The organism is Paenibacillus sp. FSL H3-0333 (assembly GCF_038002805.1).
Classification (GTDB): Bacteria; Bacillota; Bacilli; order Paenibacillales; family Paenibacillaceae; genus Paenibacillus_AQ; species Paenibacillus_AQ silagei.
This window is the reverse complement of the sequence record NZ_JBBODG010000001.1, coordinates 4,858,539-4,877,828: the sequence shown is the minus strand read 5'-3', so window position 1 is coordinate 4,877,828 and position 19,290 is coordinate 4,858,539. Positions and strand designations below refer to the sequence as shown.

Sequence of the window (19,290 nt, the reverse complement as noted above, 5' to 3'; positions counted from 1 at the left end):
CGCAGCACAATGTATACTGTTTTCAACATACATTCGGGCCATATGCCTGCTTGCGAACACAATGTATGCTGTTTTTCACATACATTCAGGCCGAATGCCTGCTTGGGAGCACAACGTATGCTGTTTTTCACATACATTTGGTCCAACACGCCTTCTCCACAGCAGCAGGAAACTATAGTTCCTATATAACAAGAAATGCCGCAATATTCCCGGCAGCGGGGATTGCGGCTTTTCTGTTGAAATATAAGAATTTATAGGTTTTACGCTATACATTATTCTTCTATTTCTCGCTGAAACGGTACCGTCCTTTAAAAGGACGGCAAAGCCGTTTCCACTTGTTCATGAGGGTTATAAAATAATTGCCGCAGACTAAAACTGTTTGCATAACCTCTCCGTCTAATTCATGTAAAAGTGATGGAGAGGAGAGGGAGAGATGACGATGTCCGGTGCAGAAATGAAGCGGGTAACTGCCGCCGTGCCGCTCGAAGAGACGGATTGGGCCAAAGCGGTGATGGAGCATAGCGACCAGCTATACCATATTGCTTACAGTTATCTGGGCAACCGCAATGACGCACTGGAAGCGCTCCAGGAGACCACCTGCCGGGCCTGGATGAAGCGAAGGACCCTTAAGGACTCAGGCGCGTTCAAATCCTGGCTGATCAGAATTCTAATCTATGTCTGCATTGACGAACAACGCAGAAGGAAGAAGGCGGTTCCCACAGCGGCAGAACATATGCAGGAGGCCGTCATTCATAACAGTACCGAATCTATGGAAATGCAGTGGGCGCTCTCACAGGTGAAGCTTAAATACCGTCATGTGCTGCTGCTCAAATATTACAATGACATGACCTTGGCCGAAATCGCAGTCCTGCTGGACAAGCCGGAGGGAACCATCAAAACCTGGCAGCACAAAGGACTGAAGCAGCTTAGGACCATTATGAAGAACCGGGGTGAGTGGGATGGACAGTAGTAGGGAAGAGCAGGCGATGCTGACGGATGCGGCACGTATACACAAGGAAGCCGGAGCGGACGCCGGAGGCAATGAGATTAGGCAGGCTGTTCAGGCGGGAATCGAGCGCGGACGCAGACGGAGCTGGCAGGGCAGACTCACCAAAGGCTCCTTCCTCGGATTAGCCGCAGCCGCGGTTGCCGCAATCATTCTGTTCCTCATTCCGGTCATTCATGATGCGGCACCTCGTGCTGCCGGACCTGCCGGAGAAGTGAACTGGGGCGGGCTGGAAATGTTCAAGCGGCTCTATGAATTCGATTTAGAAGCGCCTACATTGGATACGGCGATCCGGCATGGCTACATTCAGGAGATTAATCAAAGCGCAGCCAGCGGGAATTACCGGATTACCTTGAATGCGGTAACGGCGGATGAGAACAAAATCATCTTTTTGTATACAGCTAATGTCGCGGAAGGACAGGAGATCTATGGTATTAGCAGTGCGAGAATCAAGAATCTGGAAACCGGATACGATCTAGACAGCGGCGGTCAGATTGGCGCTAATGCTGAGACGAACGGTTACGATGATTATCGCATTTTCTATGGCCGGGGCGTCGTCTATCTGGACCGCAGCAAGCCATTCCCGGAGCAGGTTGAGGCCAATTTCCTGATTGCCTCGATGAATGAAGGGAAAATGAAAAATCTGGGGAAGAGCAAGGGTGTGAATTTAGCCGATGTGCATTATTCCCCGAGACTCAAGATCAGCTTCAAGCTGGACCCGAAATTCAAACAGCAGGAGACGGTGATTGTCCAGCCGGAGGAGGATTTCATGCTGGAGGGTGTTCAAGTGACGCTGCAGCAGGTTGAACTCTCCCCCTTGATGATCCGCACTATAGTCAAAATAAAAAATGAGTCTGAGGTTACATGGCAGAACCGGCAAAAGATATTTGGCGCCGCATATGGAGAAAAAATTCAATCTATAACGAAGTACGGGGACACCGAGATCGGGTCATCGCTCGGCTCTGGCACCCATGAAGGCTTTGTACAGAATTTCGGCAGCAATCTGCTCGATCAGCCGGAATCGATGAACATGATTATGAAGACAGGGACGGGAAAGAATACCAGGGAGATTAACCTGCCGGTTCTGCCGTGAATCCTTGCATGTGGAAGAGGCTGACTGCAGGTATGTCCGGCGGATCAGCCTTTTGGCGGTTGGTTTAGTGCGGGGTTGAGTTCTGATTATTGAACCGGAAGGCAAGCTTATTGCCGTCAAAAGTCTCTCCGGTCCGCTCGGAATAGCGGCCCTGCGTGTAGCGGGAGACGGTCTTCCGCCAGAATTTCTGTCCGGTTATATTCTTCGCCGCCGGATTCGTGAACAGTTCCCATTCACCCCGAAATTGTTCAAACACGTTCACAGCAGCTTTTTCAGCGATCCCCTTTCCTCTGAAGGGCTGCAGCAGAAAGAAGTCGTTCACGAAATAATCAACGCCCTGCGCGCAGTGAGGAGGGGTGGCGATGAGGGCAAAGCCTGCCGGCATCGCATCAGCTTGAATTAGGAAAGGGTACAGAATGCCCGGCTTGTCCCACCAAATATTCTGCACGTCATACTGATCTGCCAGCGTGCGGTATTCGTCTGTATCCTCAAAGATCCCATGCCGGTTAGGAAGATGCCCCTCTACAAGTCCGTAATGTCCCGACAGATCATGCAGATAGAGCGGGTACATATTTTTGATAATATAGGCTTCATCCGGCCCGGTTAGCTTGATTGAAATATTCATTTCCAGCCTACTTTCTGTAATTATCTATAACGCCTACTCCCACTGTATACCGGGAATGAAGTCTTTTCATAGGCAAGTCTCTGTTATAAACTGAACTTTATCTATTCGCATCTTAAAAAAGCCGAAACTTCCGATATCGGAAGTTTCGGCTTATTCTCTCTCTAAATTACTTCGCGGAGACCAGTGCTAAGTAGCTAACCGGACCAGTGGACAGCTTGATTTTGGTTTTGCCGTCATTGCTGTACCGGTACAGGCAGTCGTTATCCAGACCGTTGATATAATACAAACCGGGAATATCGTCTGTAATTACAGAGTAATCGGACTCAACGCCCGTCATTTTGGTCAAGGATGAATCGGCATTCAGGACGTAAGCATCGGCTGCGGTGAACAATACGGTGGTAAGCGCCGATCCGTTTCTAACCGTTCGGATATCTTGAACATTCGTCAGCGGCAGCGCCTTGGAGGCGATGATTTTGCCGTTGGCCAGCGTGCTGATGTAGGCTTTGCCTTTGGAATCTGCATAAACCAGCTTATTTGTAGTAATCTCGCTGATGCTGATCACGCTGTTCTGGCTGAGCTGCAGGATCTTTCCGTTCTTATCCATCAGGAAGCCTTTGCCGGTGTTATAGTCCAGCTCATCGCCGGTGGCATCCACTTTAATGCCTTTGTTGTACAGAAAATAATGGTCGGACCAGCTACCGGCAGTGGCGGCATTGGATTCAAGCGGATTTTTGGCATTGGCTGCTTTGGGAGCTCCACCGCTTAGAGGGAGGGTGTAGAGTACCATTGAGTTCAGAGAATACTCGGTTTCGGCAGGTTTGTTGTCAATCATAAGGTTAATACTTGTAGCATAAGGATGATAAAATTTGCTCTTCTGAATCGCTCCGCTGGCAATCCACTGAATGGCTCCACTCCCGTCGCGGGACCTCGAAGCAACCCAGGTAGTGTTGTTCTTCAGCGCATTATAGTAGATCCGCCCGCCTGATACGTCGAAGGTCCGGAAATTCACATCGGCATTGTCTGCGACAAGGGTAAGCTGTGAATCATCGTCAGCGTCGGCCAAGGTGCGGTAGATGTGTCCTGTATCATCCAGGAAGTACAGATAGGGACCCTCGAACAAGTAAAAGAGGATATTCCGGTCCCCGAGGAAGCTCGTAATTAAAGCATCGGGATCACTCAGGGACAGCCGCTGAATTCCCATACCGTCATTATAGTAAAAATACAGATATTTGCCGGTTGAATCTAATCCGTTGCCGTCATAATTCTCAACGATCTTCTGTGTCTCACTTCCATCTGTCGTTACACGGTATAGAACATCGTCAGAGACATAGTACACATATGATTTCGCAGAAGCTGCCGCTGCTGCCGTATGTGCCTGTCTGCCGCCCCCAACCGGACCAAGTGCCGCCAGCAGCAGCGCGAGCAGAAGGAAACCTGTTTTTCTGGATAGTAATTGTAAAGTCTTCATAGTCATTCTCCCCTTCAGCCAATGTGGTAAACATACGAACAAATCCTGTTCTAATAAGATATCGGAGAAACGGGCAGTTTCAAATATACAGCTTAAGCCCTAAAAGGCTTGCATGAACAAGAAAACGAACCGGTGTGCTGGGGCCTATGGTCCGGTACCATCAATGCGATAAGCAATAGATTAGGATGGCCTGCTGAAGATAGATCAGGCTTTTCTTGAACCCGAATCCGGCAAAATAAGGCGAAGCAATCACCTCTTCACTGACCTCCTCATTGCGGAAAAAGGGAGGACAGGGGTTCAGCAGCGCCCCGGGTCTTGTCTGCTTCATCCGGTCCAGTGTAATCTGATAGGCGTTGATATACTCCGGGGTCAGGAAATCCTTGGGCAATGAATCGGTTAGAATCACATCGCTCTCCGGTAACACGCTGTCCAGGCTCGTATGAAAGGTATAGCCCGGGTGATTGCCGCTGGCCATCTCATGACCTGGCGTGCATACATGATGGAAGGATAGATTCAGGGCTTGCGCCGCTTCCAGCCAAGTTCTTGATATATTGCCGGGCGGTCCAACGAAGGCGTAGGTCAGCTCCCGGTAGTTGTCCCGGAGGGTGCGCAGAGCATACAGGTCAGCCATAATCTCGCAGGGATGATTATGTGCGGTCATTGCATTAATAACGGGAACAGAGGCGTGTGCAGACAGCTCCTCCAGTTTGCAGAGATCCGGGATTCTGGCAATGATGCCATCCCCCCAGTTCTCCAGGTAACGGACGATATCGCCCGGCGCTTCTTTCTTGTCGAGCGTCTCCGGCGGAAAGGTAATGCAGGCCCCGCCCAGATCACTGATGCCTTTCTCGAAGCTAACCCTTGTACGCAGACTGGTCTCCGGGAAAAAGAGAATCATCGTCTTACCTTCGAGCAGCGGTTCTGATTTTCGGAGACGAAGCCGGTCGGTTAATTCAAAGATATCCAGAATCTGCTCTGAAGTAAGCTGGTTGATATTCAAAAAATGCATCGGTGTATCCCCCGGTAGATGAGAAATCAGCAATAATTGCCGGTTGAATAAATATACAATAATCAGGAATAGTATACAACCCATTTTATGTTAAAATATAAGAGTTTTCATCAATATTCAACACTGGAATTATAATGCGCGGAATTCTACCAGCAGTTGAATCAGAGGGTATGCAGCCATTCAACCAGCAATTGATAGGATTGTACATGCTGAAATGCTATGCTGTTTTCGACAGTGTGCACTGTACATTTTATAATCTCGGAGGGATATCATGCTCGACTTACGTAGAATTGGGGCTTATATTTCGCGGCTTCGTAAAGACCAGGACTGGACCCAGCTGGAACTTGCCGATCAACTGAATGTAAGCCATCAGGCGGTATCGAAATGGGAGCGGGGCGACTCGCTGCCGGATATTGGAACACTTCCGCAGGTTGCGGGGTTATTCGGCCTAACCGTAGATGACATTTTGAATGCAGGAGATAACGCAGACCATCGGGAGCACCCGCACATGGGTCGGATCGTAGAGGAGATTGCAGAGAACAGGCCGGGCCAGGTTGCAGAGCTGGTCAATACCGGTAAGCTGGAGATGGAAGAGCTTGTAGAGGTAGCGCCTTTTGTAAAAGCAAGTGCCCTTAATAAGGTTACAGAGGGCATAGACAGCAGCGTCCTTACGCTAGAGGTAATTATGCGGCTGGCCCCGTTCCTGGGAAGAGATACATTGGATGAACTGGTTCGTCAGGCTGAACAGAAAGAAATAGCTTGGAATGTCATTTCTGGACTTGCCCCGTTCGTCAGCAGCACCACCTTAAGCCGGCTGGTCGATCAAGCAGCAGACGCTTCAAGAGAGGTGAACAATCTTGTGGGCATCGCCCCGTTCCTGGAACGGGAACAGCTGGACCGGTTGGTGCAGCAAGCCAGAGGGGACAGCACCAGCTGGCATTCCATTCAAGGACTGGCTCCCTTTATTAGCAGGGAGACGTTAGGCCTTCTGGTTGACCGCGTGGCAGACGGTACTGTCGATGGAAATCGGCTCATAGGCCTCGCTCCTTTTCTGGACAGGGGGAAGCTTGAGAAGTTGCTTGGTGAAGTCGAAGCGGAACAGCTTAGCCCGGATCTGCTGGCAAGCCTGGCCCCGTTCATTGATCAAGGGACGTTGAGCAGAATGGTGACAGGCTTGTTGAATACAGGGAAGTAGACAGCAAAAGGAAAATAGACAGACAAAAAACAGAGCACTGGCGTATCCGCCGTCATGCTCTGTTTTGCGTTAAATATGGGTAGCGTTGCTGCTAGAGTCCGAGCGTATTGCCCTTTTCCAGCCGCTTAATCTGTTGTTCGCCGTTATCTGCCAGTTCCCGGAACTGGATAATCGTCTCCCGCATCTTGGGGAGCGCCTCTTGCTTGTAGGTACTGATCGAATCCAAGGCAGAGAGGACGTCGGTGAAGGCCACCTTCAGCGTATCGACCGAAATACTGGTTTCGAGCGATTGCTTATGAATGGCAGCACCCTGCTCCTTAAGCATTCTGGAGGTACCGCTGATCAGATTGTCGGTGGTTTGATTCAGCAGCTCGATTTTTTGGAGCACGATCTTCTGGTTGTACAAAGCGCTGGCTACTGTAACCGAAATTTTGAGCGCAGATACCGTGACATTCCGTGCTCTGTCGACTCCACGGATCAGTTCCTTGTTGTTGCGGATAACAACCTCAATGGCCATAATTCCCTGTTGATTAACCACGAGCATCTGCTGCAGATCCATGACCCGCTGGCGCAGCGGGAACAGCACTTCCTCCGTGATGAACCGCACCTTATCTTCATCTTCACTGCGCTGCTTGGCAGCTTCAATCTGCTTCTCAATCTCCTCGTCCATCAGGATGCCGAGCTGAATCTCCTTCTTAAGGCGCTTGGTCAGCTCCCGCAGGGTCTGCTGTTCAATCTCCAGTGTCGTATTGTCATTCTTCAGCACGGCTTTGCCTTTATCCAGAGATAGAATAATATCTGAGATGACGGCATCGGCCTTTTGATATTTGGCGAAATAATTACGCAGGGGGTGGAAAAACTTGCCGAGGAACCCGCTTTTGGCAAAATCGACCGCGCTGGGGTCCAGATCCTTGAGCTGCTGATGCAGCTCAGTTAATCCCTTGGCGACCTGGCCGCCTTCATCCCCGGTCTTGGACAGATTGCCCACCGATACCTGAAGCAGGGAGTTCTTCTCCGACGAGGAGCGCATGGTGCCCATCCCGAAGCTGTCAATCGACTGCAGTACGGCCTTGCGTTTCTCCAGAGACTCGAAGTCCAGCTCCAGTATACTGGAGACATTATTAATCGCCTGCTCCTTAAGCTGGGTGACTTCCTCCGGCTCCGGCTGGACCTGCTCCTCGATGACCGATTTCAGCTTCTCGGGGCTGGGAATTTCCATGGTGAATGACATATGAACCCTCCTTCAGAATATAAAGTCTACATTTGCACGTTGAGCAGGTTTCCGATTTTGTAAACTACATCCTCTGTGTCAGCGTTGATATTGGCCGCCTCGTTGATGCTTGAAATGCTCTCCAGTGCCTTGATATTGGCATTATACCCGATGGTGTATACCGGAATTTTGTAAGTCTCGATCAGGCCGCGGATATCATCCAGGGAATGGCCTTCGTTGGTTTCCCCGTCGCTAAGCACGAAGATCAGGGGCTTCATATCCGGGTTCACCGCCAGCTCATCCTTCAGCATCTTCATCGCAACCACCAACCCGTCGAAGGTAGCCGTGCCGCCCACAGGCTGAAGGCTGTTAATCGCTCCTACGAACATGGACTGCTGATTGGTGTCATATTTGCCGATGGGCAGATTGATGGTCACATCACTGGAATAGGAGACGAAGCCGATGCTGTTGTCCTTACCGAGGAATTTCTGGCCCTTCAGCAGGGACTCCTTGAGACGGTTCAGCGGCTCACCGGCCATGCTCCCCGAGACATCGGCTACGAATACTGCCGCAATCGGTTTGCTGCCGTTCTTTTTCTCCTTCCAGAGCTTCTGGGCCGAGGAGAGAATGGAGCCGTCAACCGGTGCCAGCTCGGAGACATAGTCCGTCAGGCCGTTGAAGCCCTTGTCCGCAGCCGTCTTCTGGTACTTATCCTGCTGGACGAATTCGCCGAATTTCTTAATGATCGCCAGCTTCTCCGGCGGCAGCTGCCCGAGTGCATAGAGCGGGCTGTCATGTCTTACCCCGAACGGAGTGAACACATAGCCGCTGGTCAGATCCTTCGCATTAACGAAGGTCTGATATTCAAGGACGAAGGCATCCAGCATGCCGGATTTGGCGGCTTCCCGCATTTGCAGGGTGGTGGAGGCGATGAAGGGCACGTTGGCCTGGAACTTCTCGAAGCCTTGAACGGCCTTGTCTCCCAGCAGATCCGTACTGTCGAACGTACTCAGTGCGGTGACCAGGAAATTCAGACCCGTTGAGCTGGCAAAAGGATCGGTGTACCCCATCGCCAGCTCATTAGCTGCAATGGCATCGGTAATTGTCTTCACGTTGATCGAGCCGTATTTGTCGACCAGCTGATCGTATTTCTGCTTGCTCATTACCACTCCGGCTACATTGCCGGTCAGACGCTTCGTAACCAGCTCGGCCTGTAGGCCGCCGGCCTTGACCATCTCGCCCCATAGCTCATTAGAGGGAGTGAAGGCGTCAGGTACATATTTGCCGGACCGGATATAATCAGCGGCCGTTCCTGAAGCGATATTGCGGATGGCGACAGAGACCGGCTTGCCGTCGACCACGGGATTGGAAGCGTTGAAGTCTGCGGCGACCTCATTCAGCCAGCCGTCATTGCCTGTTCCGGATTTCTCCGTGGAGGAGAAAATCTCGACGTAGCTGTCCGTGGTGCTTTCTACGGAGATGGGGAACTTGGAGATATCGGGCAATGAATCGCCGATGGATGCCGGATCAAGATCAATCTGCCCTTTTACAGGCTCAGCACTGGTCACGTTGATATCCTTATAGATGCGGTTCAGTCTTTTGTCGGCGTCTTCGGCAGAGATTTCTGTCTTGGATTTGCCCAGATTGGACGTTAAGGTAATGCCGAAATAGACAAGTGCGAAGACGGATGCGGCGATAATGCCGAGTATGAACAGTGTTTTGCCTTTCCTCATAGGTTCATCTCCCTTTCCTTACTGATAGAGTTTCGTCTGCCCGATCAGGGCGGTCAATTCCTGCATGCATGGCATTTCTTCCACATTGCTATAATCTGCGCTGCCCAGCTCGGTAATCTCCAGCAGCAGCTGATCCAGCTTCAGCAGAATTTCCTCATTGGCCCCGAGGCAGCCTTTGACATAAGTCAGATATTCGTTGTACACGGCTGATTTTTTCTGAATCAGGGAGCTGGAGAAACGGCTTGACGCGTTACCGGCGCTGAATCTGGCGAACTCCGCGGCATCGAATACACTGAGCTTGTTCAGAAGCCCCCGGATATTCAGGTAGAAGAGCTTCTCAACCTCTATAATGACGGAATGAAACTTGCGGAAGCTGAGCTCAGCCGGATCGAACCTGCGTCCCAGCACTTGGAGCAGGGCGGACTTCTTCTTCTCGATCCGCTCGATCTGATCCAGGGCGAGGGAGATATCGTCCTTCAGCACCTTCACATTCCGGTGACGGCTGAGGCCGGCAATGTAATCCTCCCGCGTCTCTAATTGCAAGCTGGCGGGTGTGGCAGCCGGAGGTCTGAAGAGCAAGGTGTAACTCCCGTATAGGACGACCAGCAGACTGATGATTAGCAGGGTTACTGCCGATGCCGTTTCCAGCGGGCTTCCGCCGATCTCGACACCGAGCAGGCCGGGAGATAGAACGATGACATTTAAGATTACAACTCCGGCAATCATGCCGAGGAGCTTAACGGGCCCGGATCTGTTCAGGATCTACACCTCCTCCATAGAAGTATATTTGGGGATAGCAGCTTGAATCACATGAATTGGGTTGGAATGAAGGCTATTACAGACTGCTACGTATCGATACTTGTCAATGTTTCAAATTTTTACGATCGCGCCGGATTGAGGACGGGTCTTCACCATATGTAAGGCTCCTTTCGAATGATCTGCTGAATTGAGTTATATTTTATCATAATTTGGGAGAGGGGGGCTGTCTTTGTATGGTTCATTGGCTGGAGAATTGATTAACAAGAGGTCTATGTCCCTGAATTTCAAATTTAAAAGAATTAAGGGTTGACGCCAGCTCACTTGGCGTGTAACATATGAAGAGTCGTCAACCAGACAATACTTCATAACTCTATATTGTTCTCGTATAACCTCGCAGCCATTCAGATGTCACAGGGCGAGGGTTTCTACAGGAAGCCTACTCTTCCTAACTACGATGATAAGGACCATGAACCAGCGGTCCCTGTCCCGGAGTTAGGATTTTTTGTGTGTTGCGGCTGCAATTCAAGTTCAGACGAAACAGAAGATTCAGGAGGCCTAACAGACATGAAAGATATGAAATACTTAATCTCCGTACTTGTAGGCGCTATGAGCTACGGCATTTTATCAACGATTGTTGTATTGGCCTACGGGCAGGGTTACAAGCTGGGAGAGGTGGTCGGCACCCAGCTCTTAACCGGCTGTATTCTCGCCTGGCTGCTTGCGTTATATACCAAGCTCAGAGCGAACCGCAAACAGCGCAGCACAGCGAACCTTACGGCACCCGCCAAGGCGGTTCCCACCCGGCTGACCTGGAAGCATAGACTGCTCTTGATGATGGCCGGTGCGCCAACCGTGGTTACGGGTCTGCTGTACTACCAATCGCTCCGGTATATTCCGGCTTCGCTGGCGATTATCCTGCTGTTCCAGTTCACCTGGATCAGTGTGCTGATTCAGGCGGTAAGCAAACGTCAACGCCCTGACAAAATCACCGTGCTGACGCTGATCCTGCTTTTCGGAGGAACCCTGCTGGCTGCGGGTATTCTGAATCAGGGAGCTGCCGAGTTTAACCTGCTGGGGCTGATGCTCGGACTACTATCGGCAGTCAGCTATTCCATGTTCATTATCTTCAGCGGCAAAGCCGTTCCTTCGGCCCATCCGGCCTACCGGAGCGCCTGGATGGTAACTGGCGGCCTGGTGCTGCTGTGCATCCTGTTCCCGCCGACCTTCCTGTTTAACGGTATGCTATGGGGACCGCTGCTGCTGTTCGGCTTCCTGCTGGGCTTGTTCGGCGCCTTTATCCCGCCGCTGCTGTTCGCCATCGGGGTTCCGCATATCGGCGGCGGTATGGCCGGTATTCTAGGGGCCGTCGAACTGCCTGTGGCTGTCTTAATGTCCTCGTTCGTATTGCAAGAGCATGTAAGTCTTCTGCAATGGACCGGAGTGGTGCTGGTGCTGCTGGGTGTGGTATTGCCGGAGCTGTATAAGCTGCGGTGGGGAAATGCTCAGAGCGTGAGTTCGTCATCGGTCTGAGTTCAGGCGGAGAGAAGAGGAGTGTTCCCTGTGAATAGGGGGCACTCCTCTTAAAGTTAGCTTTGGTTTCTTTTGCTGTAGAACTATATGGATGTAGACTTGTAATTTTCTTGTAAAATTTGCTTTGTGATATAAATGATCTGACCCATGTGCTCTGAGTAATGTGCGGCACATTGATGCAACATATCCAGATTTGTTCTTTCACGATTTCTGACCCATTGTGTTTGCTCTAACTCTTCATCGGTAATGTTTTTTACCGTGACAATGACAAATTCAAACTTAGCTTGGATCGCCTTTTCCAGTTCGGACCTTGTAATATACGTTTGTTTGAGTTCCTCATCACGATTTCTATGAACGTCTTGATGTAAAATTCCCTTTAAAATTCTTTCATGAATGTTACCTTCAACATGTTTTATTAATGTCGAGATGCTGTTACTTGTGTTATCAGGTCTCCAATTTACTTGTTCATCATTGAGTTGTTGCAGGGCTTTAATTAGACGTGTACTTATCTCATCAAACTTTTTTGAAAGCCAATCTCTGTTGAAATCATATTTCATAGATATTACCTCCGTGTAAAAAGCTGTATTTATTTGCTGTAGTTTGTTATTTGTCTCGTGCATATGTGAGGAAGTAAAACATGACTAACATATTTTTCTTATTCGACTTAATGTTCTTTTAATCCTTCTTGCTAATTAAGGGAAATGGTAATGTTTTCTCGGTTGTTACTTTTCACCATGTTGTTTTGTAAGCGCAAACATTTTTGTTGCCAAAAGTGAAATTCAGTGCTATTCTGAATTTGGGATTGTTACTGCAAAGGCAAAACCCAAAACATGGTCACGTGTTTTGGGTTTTGCCTTTCTTTATGTTAAGGGCCCTGCGGGACGCTGCAAGGAACCTTGACCCGTCTAACATCCTGTAAGCAGTGCCAAATGAAATTCGGGGTAAAGGAGGGCAGCTTGGTTGATTATCGAGAAGATTTTCAATAACAATGCCATTATTGCCAAGGATTCAGGTAAGGATGAATTGGTTGTTATGGGACGCGGCATCGGCTTCAAGAAGAGCCCGGGCGATCCGGTGGATGTCTCTCTGATCGAGAAGACCTTTGTACTGAAGCGAAATGACGCGTCCGAGAAATTCAAGGCCTTAATGGCGGATGCCCCCGCCGAATATGTAGCCTTAAGCTATGACATTATCGAGTATGCGAAGCAGACACTGAAGGCCCGCCTGAGCGATTATATCTATGTGACCCTGACGGATCATTTGACTCATGCGCTGAGGCTTCATGAGCAGGGCATCCATAATGACAATCCGCTTCTCTGGGAGATTCAGCGCTGTTATCCGAGGGAGTATGCCATAGGGCATCATGCCATGGGAATGATTGAGCAGTATACCCGTATCCGCCTGCCTGAGGATGAGGCCGGGAACATTGCACTCCATCTGATCAATGCGCAAATGAACAGCTCAGGCAACAAGATTGCAGATCTTACCAGGCAGACCCAGCAGATTGATGACATCCTCAATATTGTGAAATATTCCTATAACAACGAAATTGATGAGCATACCGTCAGCTACGAACGGTTCATCACCCATTTGCGTTATTTCTTCCAGCGCTCGCGCAAGCAGGAGTCTGAGGAGTCCGTGGACGATTTTCTGCTCAAGCAGGTGAGGATGAAATACAGGAAGGCGCATCACTGTGTGCTCAAAATTGAGAAGTATCTGGACCTGAAGCTCCTGGATGAAGAAATTCTGTATCTGACGATTCACATTCAGCGGGTAACGCAAAGACAAACTGAATAAAACCACTTGGATTGTTACTGGTCATGCAGGCGAAACCAAATCAGGCAGGAAGCTGCCGGGATGGTTTCGCCTTTTGCTTATCATTCATCAGGAAACGGGAGGACTTACTATGAAATATGAGGCATTAGCCAAGGATATTATCAAGCATGTCGGCGGCAAGGAGAATATCAACGGACTCAGCCATTGCGTGACCCGTCTACGCTTCAAGCTGAAGAATGAGGCGGCGGCGAATACAGATGTGCTGAAGAATATGGACGGAATTGTAACCGTGATTCAGAGCGGCGGCCAGTATCAGGTCGTGATCGGCAATCATGTGTCTGAGGTCTATGCCCAGGTGATGACAGCGGGCGGATTACAGGAAGGCGGATCAGAGACAGCCTCCGGCGAGAAAATGGGTCTGTTCAACAGCTTCATCGACATGATCTCCGGCGTATTCTCGCCGACCCTGGGTGTACTGGCTGCGACCGGGATGATTAAGGGCTTCACCGCCCTGTTTCTAACTGTGGGACTCCTCACCAAGGAGTCGGGGACCTACCAGATTCTGAATGCGCTCGGGGATTGCCTGTTCTATTTCTTCCCGATCTTCCTGGGGTATACCTCGGCTAAGAAATTCGGAGCCAATATCTTTATCGGGATGGCGATAGGCGCTACGCTGGTGTACCCGTCCTTCGGCACGATCACGGCGGCGGGCGAACCGCTGTACACGCTTTTTAGCGGAACGATCTTTGAATCGCCTGTGTACATTACCTTTCTGGGGATTCCGGTCATCCTAATGTCCTATACCTCCAGCGTTATTCCGATCATCATCTCGACTTATATTGGCTCCAAGCTGGAAGCCTTCTTCCGAAAAGTGACCCCGAGCGTGGTACGTACCTTCCTCGTCCCGTTCTTCACCCTGCTGGTCACCGTTCCGCTGGCGCTGATTGCCATCGGTCCGATCTCCACCTGGGCCGGACAACTGCTAGGGCAGGGAACCTTGTTCCTCTACAACCTCAGTCCGGTTATTGAGGGGCTGCTGGTAGGCGCGTTCTGGCAGGTCTTCGTCATCTTCGGGCTGCACTGGGGTCTGGTGCCGATTGCCCTCAATAACATGGCTGTTCTGAAATCCGATCCGATTCTGGCGGCTTCCTTCGGCGCTTCGTTTGCCCAGACCGGTGCTGTGCTGGCGATTATGCTGCGCACCAAGAATGCCAAGCTGAAGTCATTGTCGATTCCGGCTATGATCTCAGGGATCTTCGGAGTTACGGAGCCTGCCATTTACGGAATTACGCTGCCGCGCAAGAAGCCGTTCATCTTAAGCTGTGTCGCGGCGGCGGTCGGCGGCGGTATCGTCGGTCTGATGGGCACTAAAGGCTATATTCTCGGCGGTCTGGGGATCTTCGGTATCCCAAGCTACATTAGTCCTGACGGGATGGATAAAGGCTTCTACGGTGCGATTGCCGCCATTGTAATCAGCTTCATTCTCGGGTTCATTCTTGTCTTCTTCTCCGGGTTCAAGGATGAGGAAGCGGTGGACAGCAAGAACGGCGGGACTGCCCGGAGCGTTTTGGTGAAGCAGGAGACGGTGGGAAGTCCGCTGAAGGGCCAGATCAGAGCCTTGTCGGAGCTTACGGACGAAGCTTTTTCTACTGGCGCAATGGGCAAAGGGATAGCGATTGAACCGCTGGAAGGCAAGGTGTACTCTCCCGTTGACGGGGTATTGACCACCTTATTCGCCTCCGGCCATGCGATTGGCATTACCAGTGATAACGGGGTCGATATTCTGATTCATGTCGGGAAGGACACGGTCAAATTGAAGGGCAAACACTTCACCCCCCGGGCCAAGCAAGGCGATACCGTCACCAAAGGCCAGCTGCTCATGGAGTTCGACGTTGCCGCGATCAGAGAGGCGGGCTATACGCTGACTACGCCTGTGATCATCTCCAATTCCGGTGAGTATCTCGACGTTATTGAGACGGACCAGAAGAGCGTCGATTACCGGGAGAATCTGCTGACTGTCATGATCTAAACGGTATCCTAATTCAATCTAAGGAGGAACGAATATGAATAAGAACGTGAATGTAAGTGTGAACAACAGAAGTTTTCCGGAAAATTTCCTGTGGGGCGGGGCAACGGCTGCGAATCAGCTCGAAGGCGGGTTCGATGCGGGAGGCAAGGGGTTAAGCACAGCAGATGTCATGACCGCGGGAACGCATACGGTCTCCCGGAGAATTACTCCGGTGCTGGAAGCCGGGGCTAATTATCCGAGTCATGAAGCGGTTGATTTCTATCACCGGTACGAAGAGGATATCGCGCTGTTCGCCGAGATGGGCTTCAAGGTGTTCCGCATGTCCATCGCCTGGTCGCGAATCTTCCCGAACGGGGATGATGCCATGCCAAGTGAAGAAGGGCTGCAGTTCTATGACCGGGTGTTTGCCGAGCTGGCCAAGCACGGGATCGAACCGCTGGTGACGATCTCGCATTATGAAGCACCTTACCATCTGGCTGAAGCTTATAACGGATGGGCGGACCGCAGAACGATCGATTTCTACATCCGTTACTGCGAGGTGATCTTTAACCGCTACAAGCACAGCGTGAAGTATTGGCTGACCTTCAATGAGATCAACATCCTCACGATGCCGTTCGGGACATTCATGGCCGGGGCGATGAAGCCGGAGGGAAATGCCGAGCTGACGGCATCCGCGCAAACTGACAATGAGCAGCTAAGATACCAAGCGCTTCATCACCAGTTCATCGCCAGTGCCAGAGCCGTGAAGCTGGGACATGAGATTCATAAGGATTTTCAGATCGGCTGTATGATTGCCTACATGTGCTCTTACCCGCTGACCTGTAATCCCGAGGATGTGCTGCTTGCCCAGCAAAAGGATAATCTGAGTAATTTCCTCTGCTCCGATGTTCAGGTGAGAGGTGCTTATCCGGGCTTCGCGCTGCGATACTTCCGGGAGAAGCAGATTGAGCTGCAGATGGAGGCAGGTGACGGGCAGATTCTTAAGGAAGGCTGTGTGGACTTCTACACCTTCAGCTACTATTCGTCCACCTGCGTAAGTGCAGCCCCGGATCAGGAGTCGATTGGCGGCAATATGTCGCTGGGTCTGAAGAACCCGTATCTGCAGGCAAGCGCGTGGGAATGGCAGATTGACCCGCAAGGCCTGCGGTGGTCCCTGAATAATATCTACAACCGTTACGGACTGCCGATGATGGTGGTGGAGAACGGGCTTGGCGCAGTAGATACCGTAGAAGCAGACGGTTCAATCAAGGATAATTACCGGATCGACTATCTGCGGGAGCATGTCCGGGCGATGGGTGAGTCGCTGGCTGACGGCGTGGATTTGATCGGATACACCTCTTGGGGCTGCATCGATCTGGTCAGTGCAGGCACCGGAGAGATGAAGAAGCGCTACGGCTTCATCTATGTGGATAAGGATAACGAAGGCAAGGGTACTCTGGACCGGTCCCGCAAAGACAGCTTTTTCTGGTATCAACGGGTAATCGCCAGTAACGGAGCTGAGCTGGAGTAATCCGCGTCTGCCGTCAGCTCACTTTTACAAATATCTGTCTGCTGTTTCAGTCTGTCATCCCTACGGTATATGATTATTAACAACCATCAAAGGGGATTTCCTATGATCATAAAAGGGATCGAGAACATGGACGGCGGCAATATGATGAGCCAGATTCAGCAAGGCGGCAAATTCGTGATCTACACGTATTGCTTCTCTGTTGTCTTGATGACGTTCAGACGTAGCTCGGGCATCTACTTCATCAAGGCGGGCGAGGGCTCCGTCAAAAAAGGCTTGAAGTACACCCTGCTGACGGCCCTGGTGGGCTGGTGGGGGATTCCCTGGGGACCGATCTATTCCATCGGCGCGTTTATTACTAACTTCAAGGGCGGCAAGGACGTCACGAATGAAGTGTTAGCCGCCCTGTCGAACCAGAACGCTTCATAATAGAAGTACACATATGAGAAGCTGTCCCGCAAGCCGTGAAATATGGCTGATTGGGGCAGCTTTTTATTTCCCGCTGAAACGGTACTGTCCTTTAAAAGGACGGCAAAGCCGTTTCCACTTGGCTGAAGTGGTGATCTATAGTCTGCTCACTGGAGTAACCACTTAATTATCTATAGCACCTTATAATATGTTATAATGAATTTCTGATTTCATACTAAGTAGAATAGAGGTCGCCAGAGGATGAAAGTAAAAATTAACCGCAATGCAGCTAAGGTTCTAAAAGATATGCTGAACAGCCCGGAAGCGGAAGGCAAGAAAATCCGTGTGGTCATCACCCAGAATCACGGAGATCACGGACACTATGATGTAGCGCTGGATACACCTACTGAGCACGATGAAGTGGTTGCTACAGATAAGGATATCGAGATTCTGCTGGATACGCGCGAACCGCTGCTCGACGGCGTCTGGATTCAGTATTTCTATGTGCCACAGGAAGGCTTCTTCATCACCAATCCGTCTACCGGATTCCTGGAGAAATAAGCATCAGATCACTATCATCTGTGTTGCCTTAGGGGCGGCGCTGTCTGAATCAGCCGGGCGAGGCTGATTTGGACGGTGCCGTCTTTTTGTTGTTAGATTTTAGGGAGATCCTGCACGAAGTGCAACCATGCTGCTCCATACAAGCGTGGTTAAAACAAAAAACACTTAGATAGGGATTTTCTTCTATTGAGGTGGAGGTTTGAGAATGAAAGCATGACGCTATGGAGCACGGTTAGCACATTTAAATGAGAATGTATGTTCCTTTTATCATATACAATCACTGAATTATGGAATTTAATTACATTCAAGAAGTCCGACATTTGACACGGGAGGCGATAGAGATTTCTATACCGCATGATGAGGCTTTTAAAAAGCTGCTGGAAACTTTTTATCAGGAATTCATTGATTTGTTCTTTCCTGAGCTGGGCGATATGCTCGACTATAGTGAGACCCGGTTTCTGATGCAGGAATTGCTGGTGGATATTGTCGGCGAGGAGGCGCGGGAGCTGGATCTGCTGCTGGAGACTCGCTACAAAGGGCTGGACGGTTACATTCTAATTCACTTGGAGCCGCAATCGTACAAGGATCATGAATTTCGTGACCGGATGTTTATTTATTTCAGCCGCCTGTTTGAGCGATACCGTAAAGATCACAAACTCATTATCCCTATTGCGATCTTTACCTCGGATGAGGTCAGGGAGGAACAGGACACGCTAGAGATGTCCATCCCGGAACACAACATTCTGCGCTTCCAGTTTCTTAAGGTGGAGCTGCGTAAGCAGAACTGGCGGCGGTTCATCGATTCAGATAATGCTGTGGCTGCTGCGTTATTGGCGAAGATGGGGTATACTACAAGAGAAGCGAGAGAAGTGCGCCGGGAATTCTTGCGGATGTTCATGAAGCTGAGAGCGCAGCTGGATCAGGGCCGATTGGCACTGATCATGTCCGTGGCGGATCTGTACTTTAAGCCGGACCGGGTACAGGATGAGGAGATTCTAAGAGAATTAATAGATCACTATCCGGAGGAGGGGGAAGCCATTATGGAACTAATGCCAGCTTGGAAGCGTTGGGGTTATGAAGAGGGCATAGCGGAAGGTATGGAGAAAGGCCAGGCGGAGATTATCCGTAAGCTGCTGCTCAACGGATTCACTCCCGAGGCGGTATCCAAAGCCGTTGATTTGCCGCTGGATGAGATTAAGAAGCTGATGTGAATACAGACCTGGGCGGATGTTGCCCGGGGTCTTTTTATGATAGGCTCTTTTACAGGAATATTATGTTATCCCGCCCTAAAAGTCGTTGCAAAAGTATGCAATATCGTTGAATGCCTATATTAGCGAGGCGCAGATTTTTTATTATACTGTTCTTGTAAGCGATTACACAC

General features: G+C 50.4%; 17 protein-coding genes. 10 read left to right on the top strand and 7 right to left on the bottom strand.

Annotation, left to right across the window (positions count from 1 at the left end; genetic code table 11):
• Nucleotides 1–433: 433 nt before the first annotated feature.
• Nucleotides 434–970: a sigma-70 family RNA polymerase sigma factor gene (locus tag MHH78_RS21835; protein WP_076077608.1), complete on the top strand. Its 537-nt coding sequence runs from the start codon at nucleotides 434–436 to the stop codon at nucleotides 968–970.
• Complete coding sequence (locus MHH78_RS21830) at nucleotides 960–2,099, top strand: DUF4179 domain-containing protein (RefSeq protein WP_341168792.1); 1,140 nt, start codon at nucleotides 960–962, stop codon at nucleotides 2,097–2,099. The genes MHH78_RS21835 and MHH78_RS21830 overlap by 11 nt, the downstream gene beginning before the upstream one ends.
• A gap of 64 nt (nucleotides 2,100–2,163) precedes the next feature.
• Here the strand turns inward: MHH78_RS21830 and MHH78_RS21825 are convergent, their stop codons facing one another.
• The 3 genes from MHH78_RS21825 to MHH78_RS21815 form a co-directional block, all read right to left on the bottom strand.
• The gene (locus MHH78_RS21825; RefSeq protein ID WP_341168791.1) at nucleotides 2,164–2,724 is read right to left on the bottom strand and encodes a hypothetical protein; all 561 of its coding nucleotides are present in this window, start codon (nucleotides 2,722–2,724) and stop codon (nucleotides 2,164–2,166) included.
• A gap of 166 nt (nucleotides 2,725–2,890) precedes the next feature.
• Nucleotides 2,891–4,192 (bottom strand): DUF5050 domain-containing protein, encoded by a 1,302-nt coding sequence (locus MHH78_RS21820; protein ID WP_076077616.1) that lies wholly within the window; start codon nucleotides 4,190–4,192, stop codon nucleotides 2,891–2,893.
• 160 nt (nucleotides 4,193–4,352) lie between these two features.
• Complete coding sequence (locus tag MHH78_RS21815) at nucleotides 4,353–5,201, bottom strand: ornithine carbamoyltransferase (protein WP_341168790.1); 849 nt, start codon at nucleotides 5,199–5,201, stop codon at nucleotides 4,353–4,355.
• Nucleotides 5,202–5,472: 271 nt separating this feature from the next.
• Here MHH78_RS21815 and MHH78_RS21810 point away from each other — a divergent pair, with 271 nt between their 5' ends.
• Nucleotides 5,473–6,396 (top strand): helix-turn-helix domain-containing protein, encoded by a 924-nt coding sequence (locus tag MHH78_RS21810; RefSeq protein ID WP_341168789.1) that lies wholly within the window; start codon nucleotides 5,473–5,475, stop codon nucleotides 6,394–6,396.
• Nucleotides 6,397–6,487: 91 nt separating this feature from the next.
• Here the strand turns inward: MHH78_RS21810 and MHH78_RS21805 are convergent, their stop codons facing one another.
• From MHH78_RS21805 to MHH78_RS21795, 3 genes are read right to left on the bottom strand one after another with little or no spacing between them, the layout of a single operon-like run.
• Entirely contained in the window at nucleotides 6,488–7,627 is a 1,140-nt protein-coding gene (locus tag MHH78_RS21805) for a toxic anion resistance protein (RefSeq protein WP_341168788.1), read from the bottom strand.
• A 26-nt stretch (nucleotides 7,628–7,653) separates the two neighbouring features.
• Nucleotides 7,654–9,339 carry a vWA domain-containing protein gene (locus tag MHH78_RS21800; RefSeq protein ID WP_076077626.1) on the bottom strand — a complete coding sequence of 562 codons (1,686 nt, stop codon included), beginning with the start codon at nucleotides 9,337–9,339 and terminating at the stop codon, nucleotides 7,654–7,656.
• 18 nt (nucleotides 9,340–9,357) lie between these two features.
• The gene (locus MHH78_RS21795; protein WP_341168787.1) at nucleotides 9,358–10,065 is read right to left on the bottom strand and encodes a hypothetical protein; all 708 of its coding nucleotides are present in this window, start codon (nucleotides 10,063–10,065) and stop codon (nucleotides 9,358–9,360) included.
• A gap of 606 nt (nucleotides 10,066–10,671) precedes the next feature.
• On the opposite strand from MHH78_RS21795, the gene MHH78_RS21790 reads away from it, so the two are divergent.
• Nucleotides 10,672–11,628 (top strand): DMT family transporter, encoded by a 957-nt coding sequence (locus MHH78_RS21790; RefSeq protein ID WP_341170357.1) that lies wholly within the window; start codon nucleotides 10,672–10,674, stop codon nucleotides 11,626–11,628.
• Nucleotides 11,629–11,711: 83 nt separating this feature from the next.
• On the opposite strand, the gene MHH78_RS21785 is transcribed toward MHH78_RS21790, so the two are convergent.
• A complete protein-coding gene (locus MHH78_RS21785; RefSeq protein ID WP_341168786.1) occupies nucleotides 11,712–12,185 on the bottom strand; it encodes a DUF1572 family protein in 474 nt (157 codons plus the stop codon).
• Between the two features lie 403 nt (nucleotides 12,186–12,588).
• Between MHH78_RS21785 and licT the strand changes: the two genes are divergently transcribed.
• The 6 genes from licT to MHH78_RS21755 all read left to right on the top strand — a co-directional run bounded on the left by licT (nucleotide 12,589) and on the right by MHH78_RS21755 (nucleotide 19,120).
• On the top strand, nucleotides 12,589–13,425 hold the full coding sequence (gene licT / locus MHH78_RS21780) for a BglG family transcription antiterminator LicT (protein ID WP_341168785.1): 837 nt from the start codon (nucleotides 12,589–12,591) through the stop codon (nucleotides 13,423–13,425).
• A gap of 109 nt (nucleotides 13,426–13,534) precedes the next feature.
• A complete protein-coding gene (locus tag MHH78_RS21775) occupies nucleotides 13,535–15,433 on the top strand; it encodes a beta-glucoside-specific PTS transporter subunit IIABC (protein ID WP_341168784.1) in 1,899 nt (632 codons plus the stop codon).
• Between the two features lie 34 nt (nucleotides 15,434–15,467).
• Nucleotides 15,468–16,943 (top strand): 6-phospho-beta-glucosidase, encoded by a 1,476-nt coding sequence (locus MHH78_RS21770; protein WP_341168783.1) that lies wholly within the window; start codon nucleotides 15,468–15,470, stop codon nucleotides 16,941–16,943.
• Nucleotides 16,944–17,045: 102 nt separating this feature from the next.
• Nucleotides 17,046–17,369, top strand: coding sequence for a hypothetical protein (locus MHH78_RS21765; RefSeq protein WP_341168782.1), 324 nt, complete (start codon nucleotides 17,046–17,048; stop codon nucleotides 17,367–17,369).
• A gap of 240 nt (nucleotides 17,370–17,609) precedes the next feature.
• The gene (locus MHH78_RS21760; protein WP_036729071.1) at nucleotides 17,610–17,909 is read left to right on the top strand and encodes a heme biosynthesis protein HemY; all 300 of its coding nucleotides are present in this window, start codon (nucleotides 17,610–17,612) and stop codon (nucleotides 17,907–17,909) included.
• Between the two features lie 320 nt (nucleotides 17,910–18,229).
• Nucleotides 18,230–19,120 (top strand): Rpn family recombination-promoting nuclease/putative transposase, encoded by an 891-nt coding sequence (locus MHH78_RS21755; RefSeq protein WP_341168781.1) that lies wholly within the window; start codon nucleotides 18,230–18,232, stop codon nucleotides 19,118–19,120.
• Nucleotides 19,121–19,290: the final 170 nt, after the last annotated feature.

Bases quoted from the DNA above. Each gene is read 5' to 3' on its own strand.
- MHH78_RS21810 (WP_341168789.1), top strand. From the start codon at position 5,473: ATGCTCGACTTACGTAGAATTGGGGCTTATATTTCGCGGCTTCGTAAA.
- MHH78_RS21795 (WP_341168787.1), bottom strand. From the start codon at position 10,065: ATGATTGCCGGAGTTGTAATCTTAAATGTCATCGTTCTATCTCCCGGC.
- MHH78_RS21760 (WP_036729071.1), top strand. From the start codon at position 17,610: ATGAAAGTAAAAATTAACCGCAATGCAGCTAAGGTTCTAAAAGATATG.
- MHH78_RS21820 (WP_076077616.1), bottom strand. From the start codon at position 4,192: ATGAAGACTTTACAATTACTATCCAGAAAAACAGGTTTCCTTCTGCTC.
- MHH78_RS21785 (WP_341168786.1), bottom strand. From the start codon at position 12,185: ATGAAATATGATTTCAACAGAGATTGGCTTTCAAAAAAGTTTGATGAG.
- MHH78_RS21835 (WP_076077608.1), top strand. From the start codon at position 434: ATGACGATGTCCGGTGCAGAAATGAAGCGGGTAACTGCCGCCGTGCCG.
- MHH78_RS21765 (WP_341168782.1), top strand. From the start codon at position 17,046: ATGATCATAAAAGGGATCGAGAACATGGACGGCGGCAATATGATGAGC.
- MHH78_RS21790 (WP_341170357.1), top strand. From the start codon at position 10,672: ATGAAATACTTAATCTCCGTACTTGTAGGCGCTATGAGCTACGGCATT.
- MHH78_RS21800 (WP_076077626.1), bottom strand. From the start codon at position 9,339: ATGAGGAAAGGCAAAACACTGTTCATACTCGGCATTATCGCCGCATCC.
- MHH78_RS21770 (WP_341168783.1), top strand. From the start codon at position 15,468: ATGAATAAGAACGTGAATGTAAGTGTGAACAACAGAAGTTTTCCGGAA.
- MHH78_RS21830 (WP_341168792.1), top strand. From the start codon at position 960: ATGGACAGTAGTAGGGAAGAGCAGGCGATGCTGACGGATGCGGCACGT.
- MHH78_RS21805 (WP_341168788.1), bottom strand. From the start codon at position 7,627: ATGTCATTCACCATGGAAATTCCCAGCCCCGAGAAGCTGAAATCGGTC.
- MHH78_RS21775 (WP_341168784.1), top strand. From the start codon at position 13,535: ATGAAATATGAGGCATTAGCCAAGGATATTATCAAGCATGTCGGCGGC.
- MHH78_RS21815 (WP_341168790.1), bottom strand. From the start codon at position 5,201: ATGCATTTTTTGAATATCAACCAGCTTACTTCAGAGCAGATTCTGGAT.
- MHH78_RS21825 (WP_341168791.1), bottom strand. From the start codon at position 2,724: ATGAATATTTCAATCAAGCTAACCGGGCCGGATGAAGCCTATATTATC.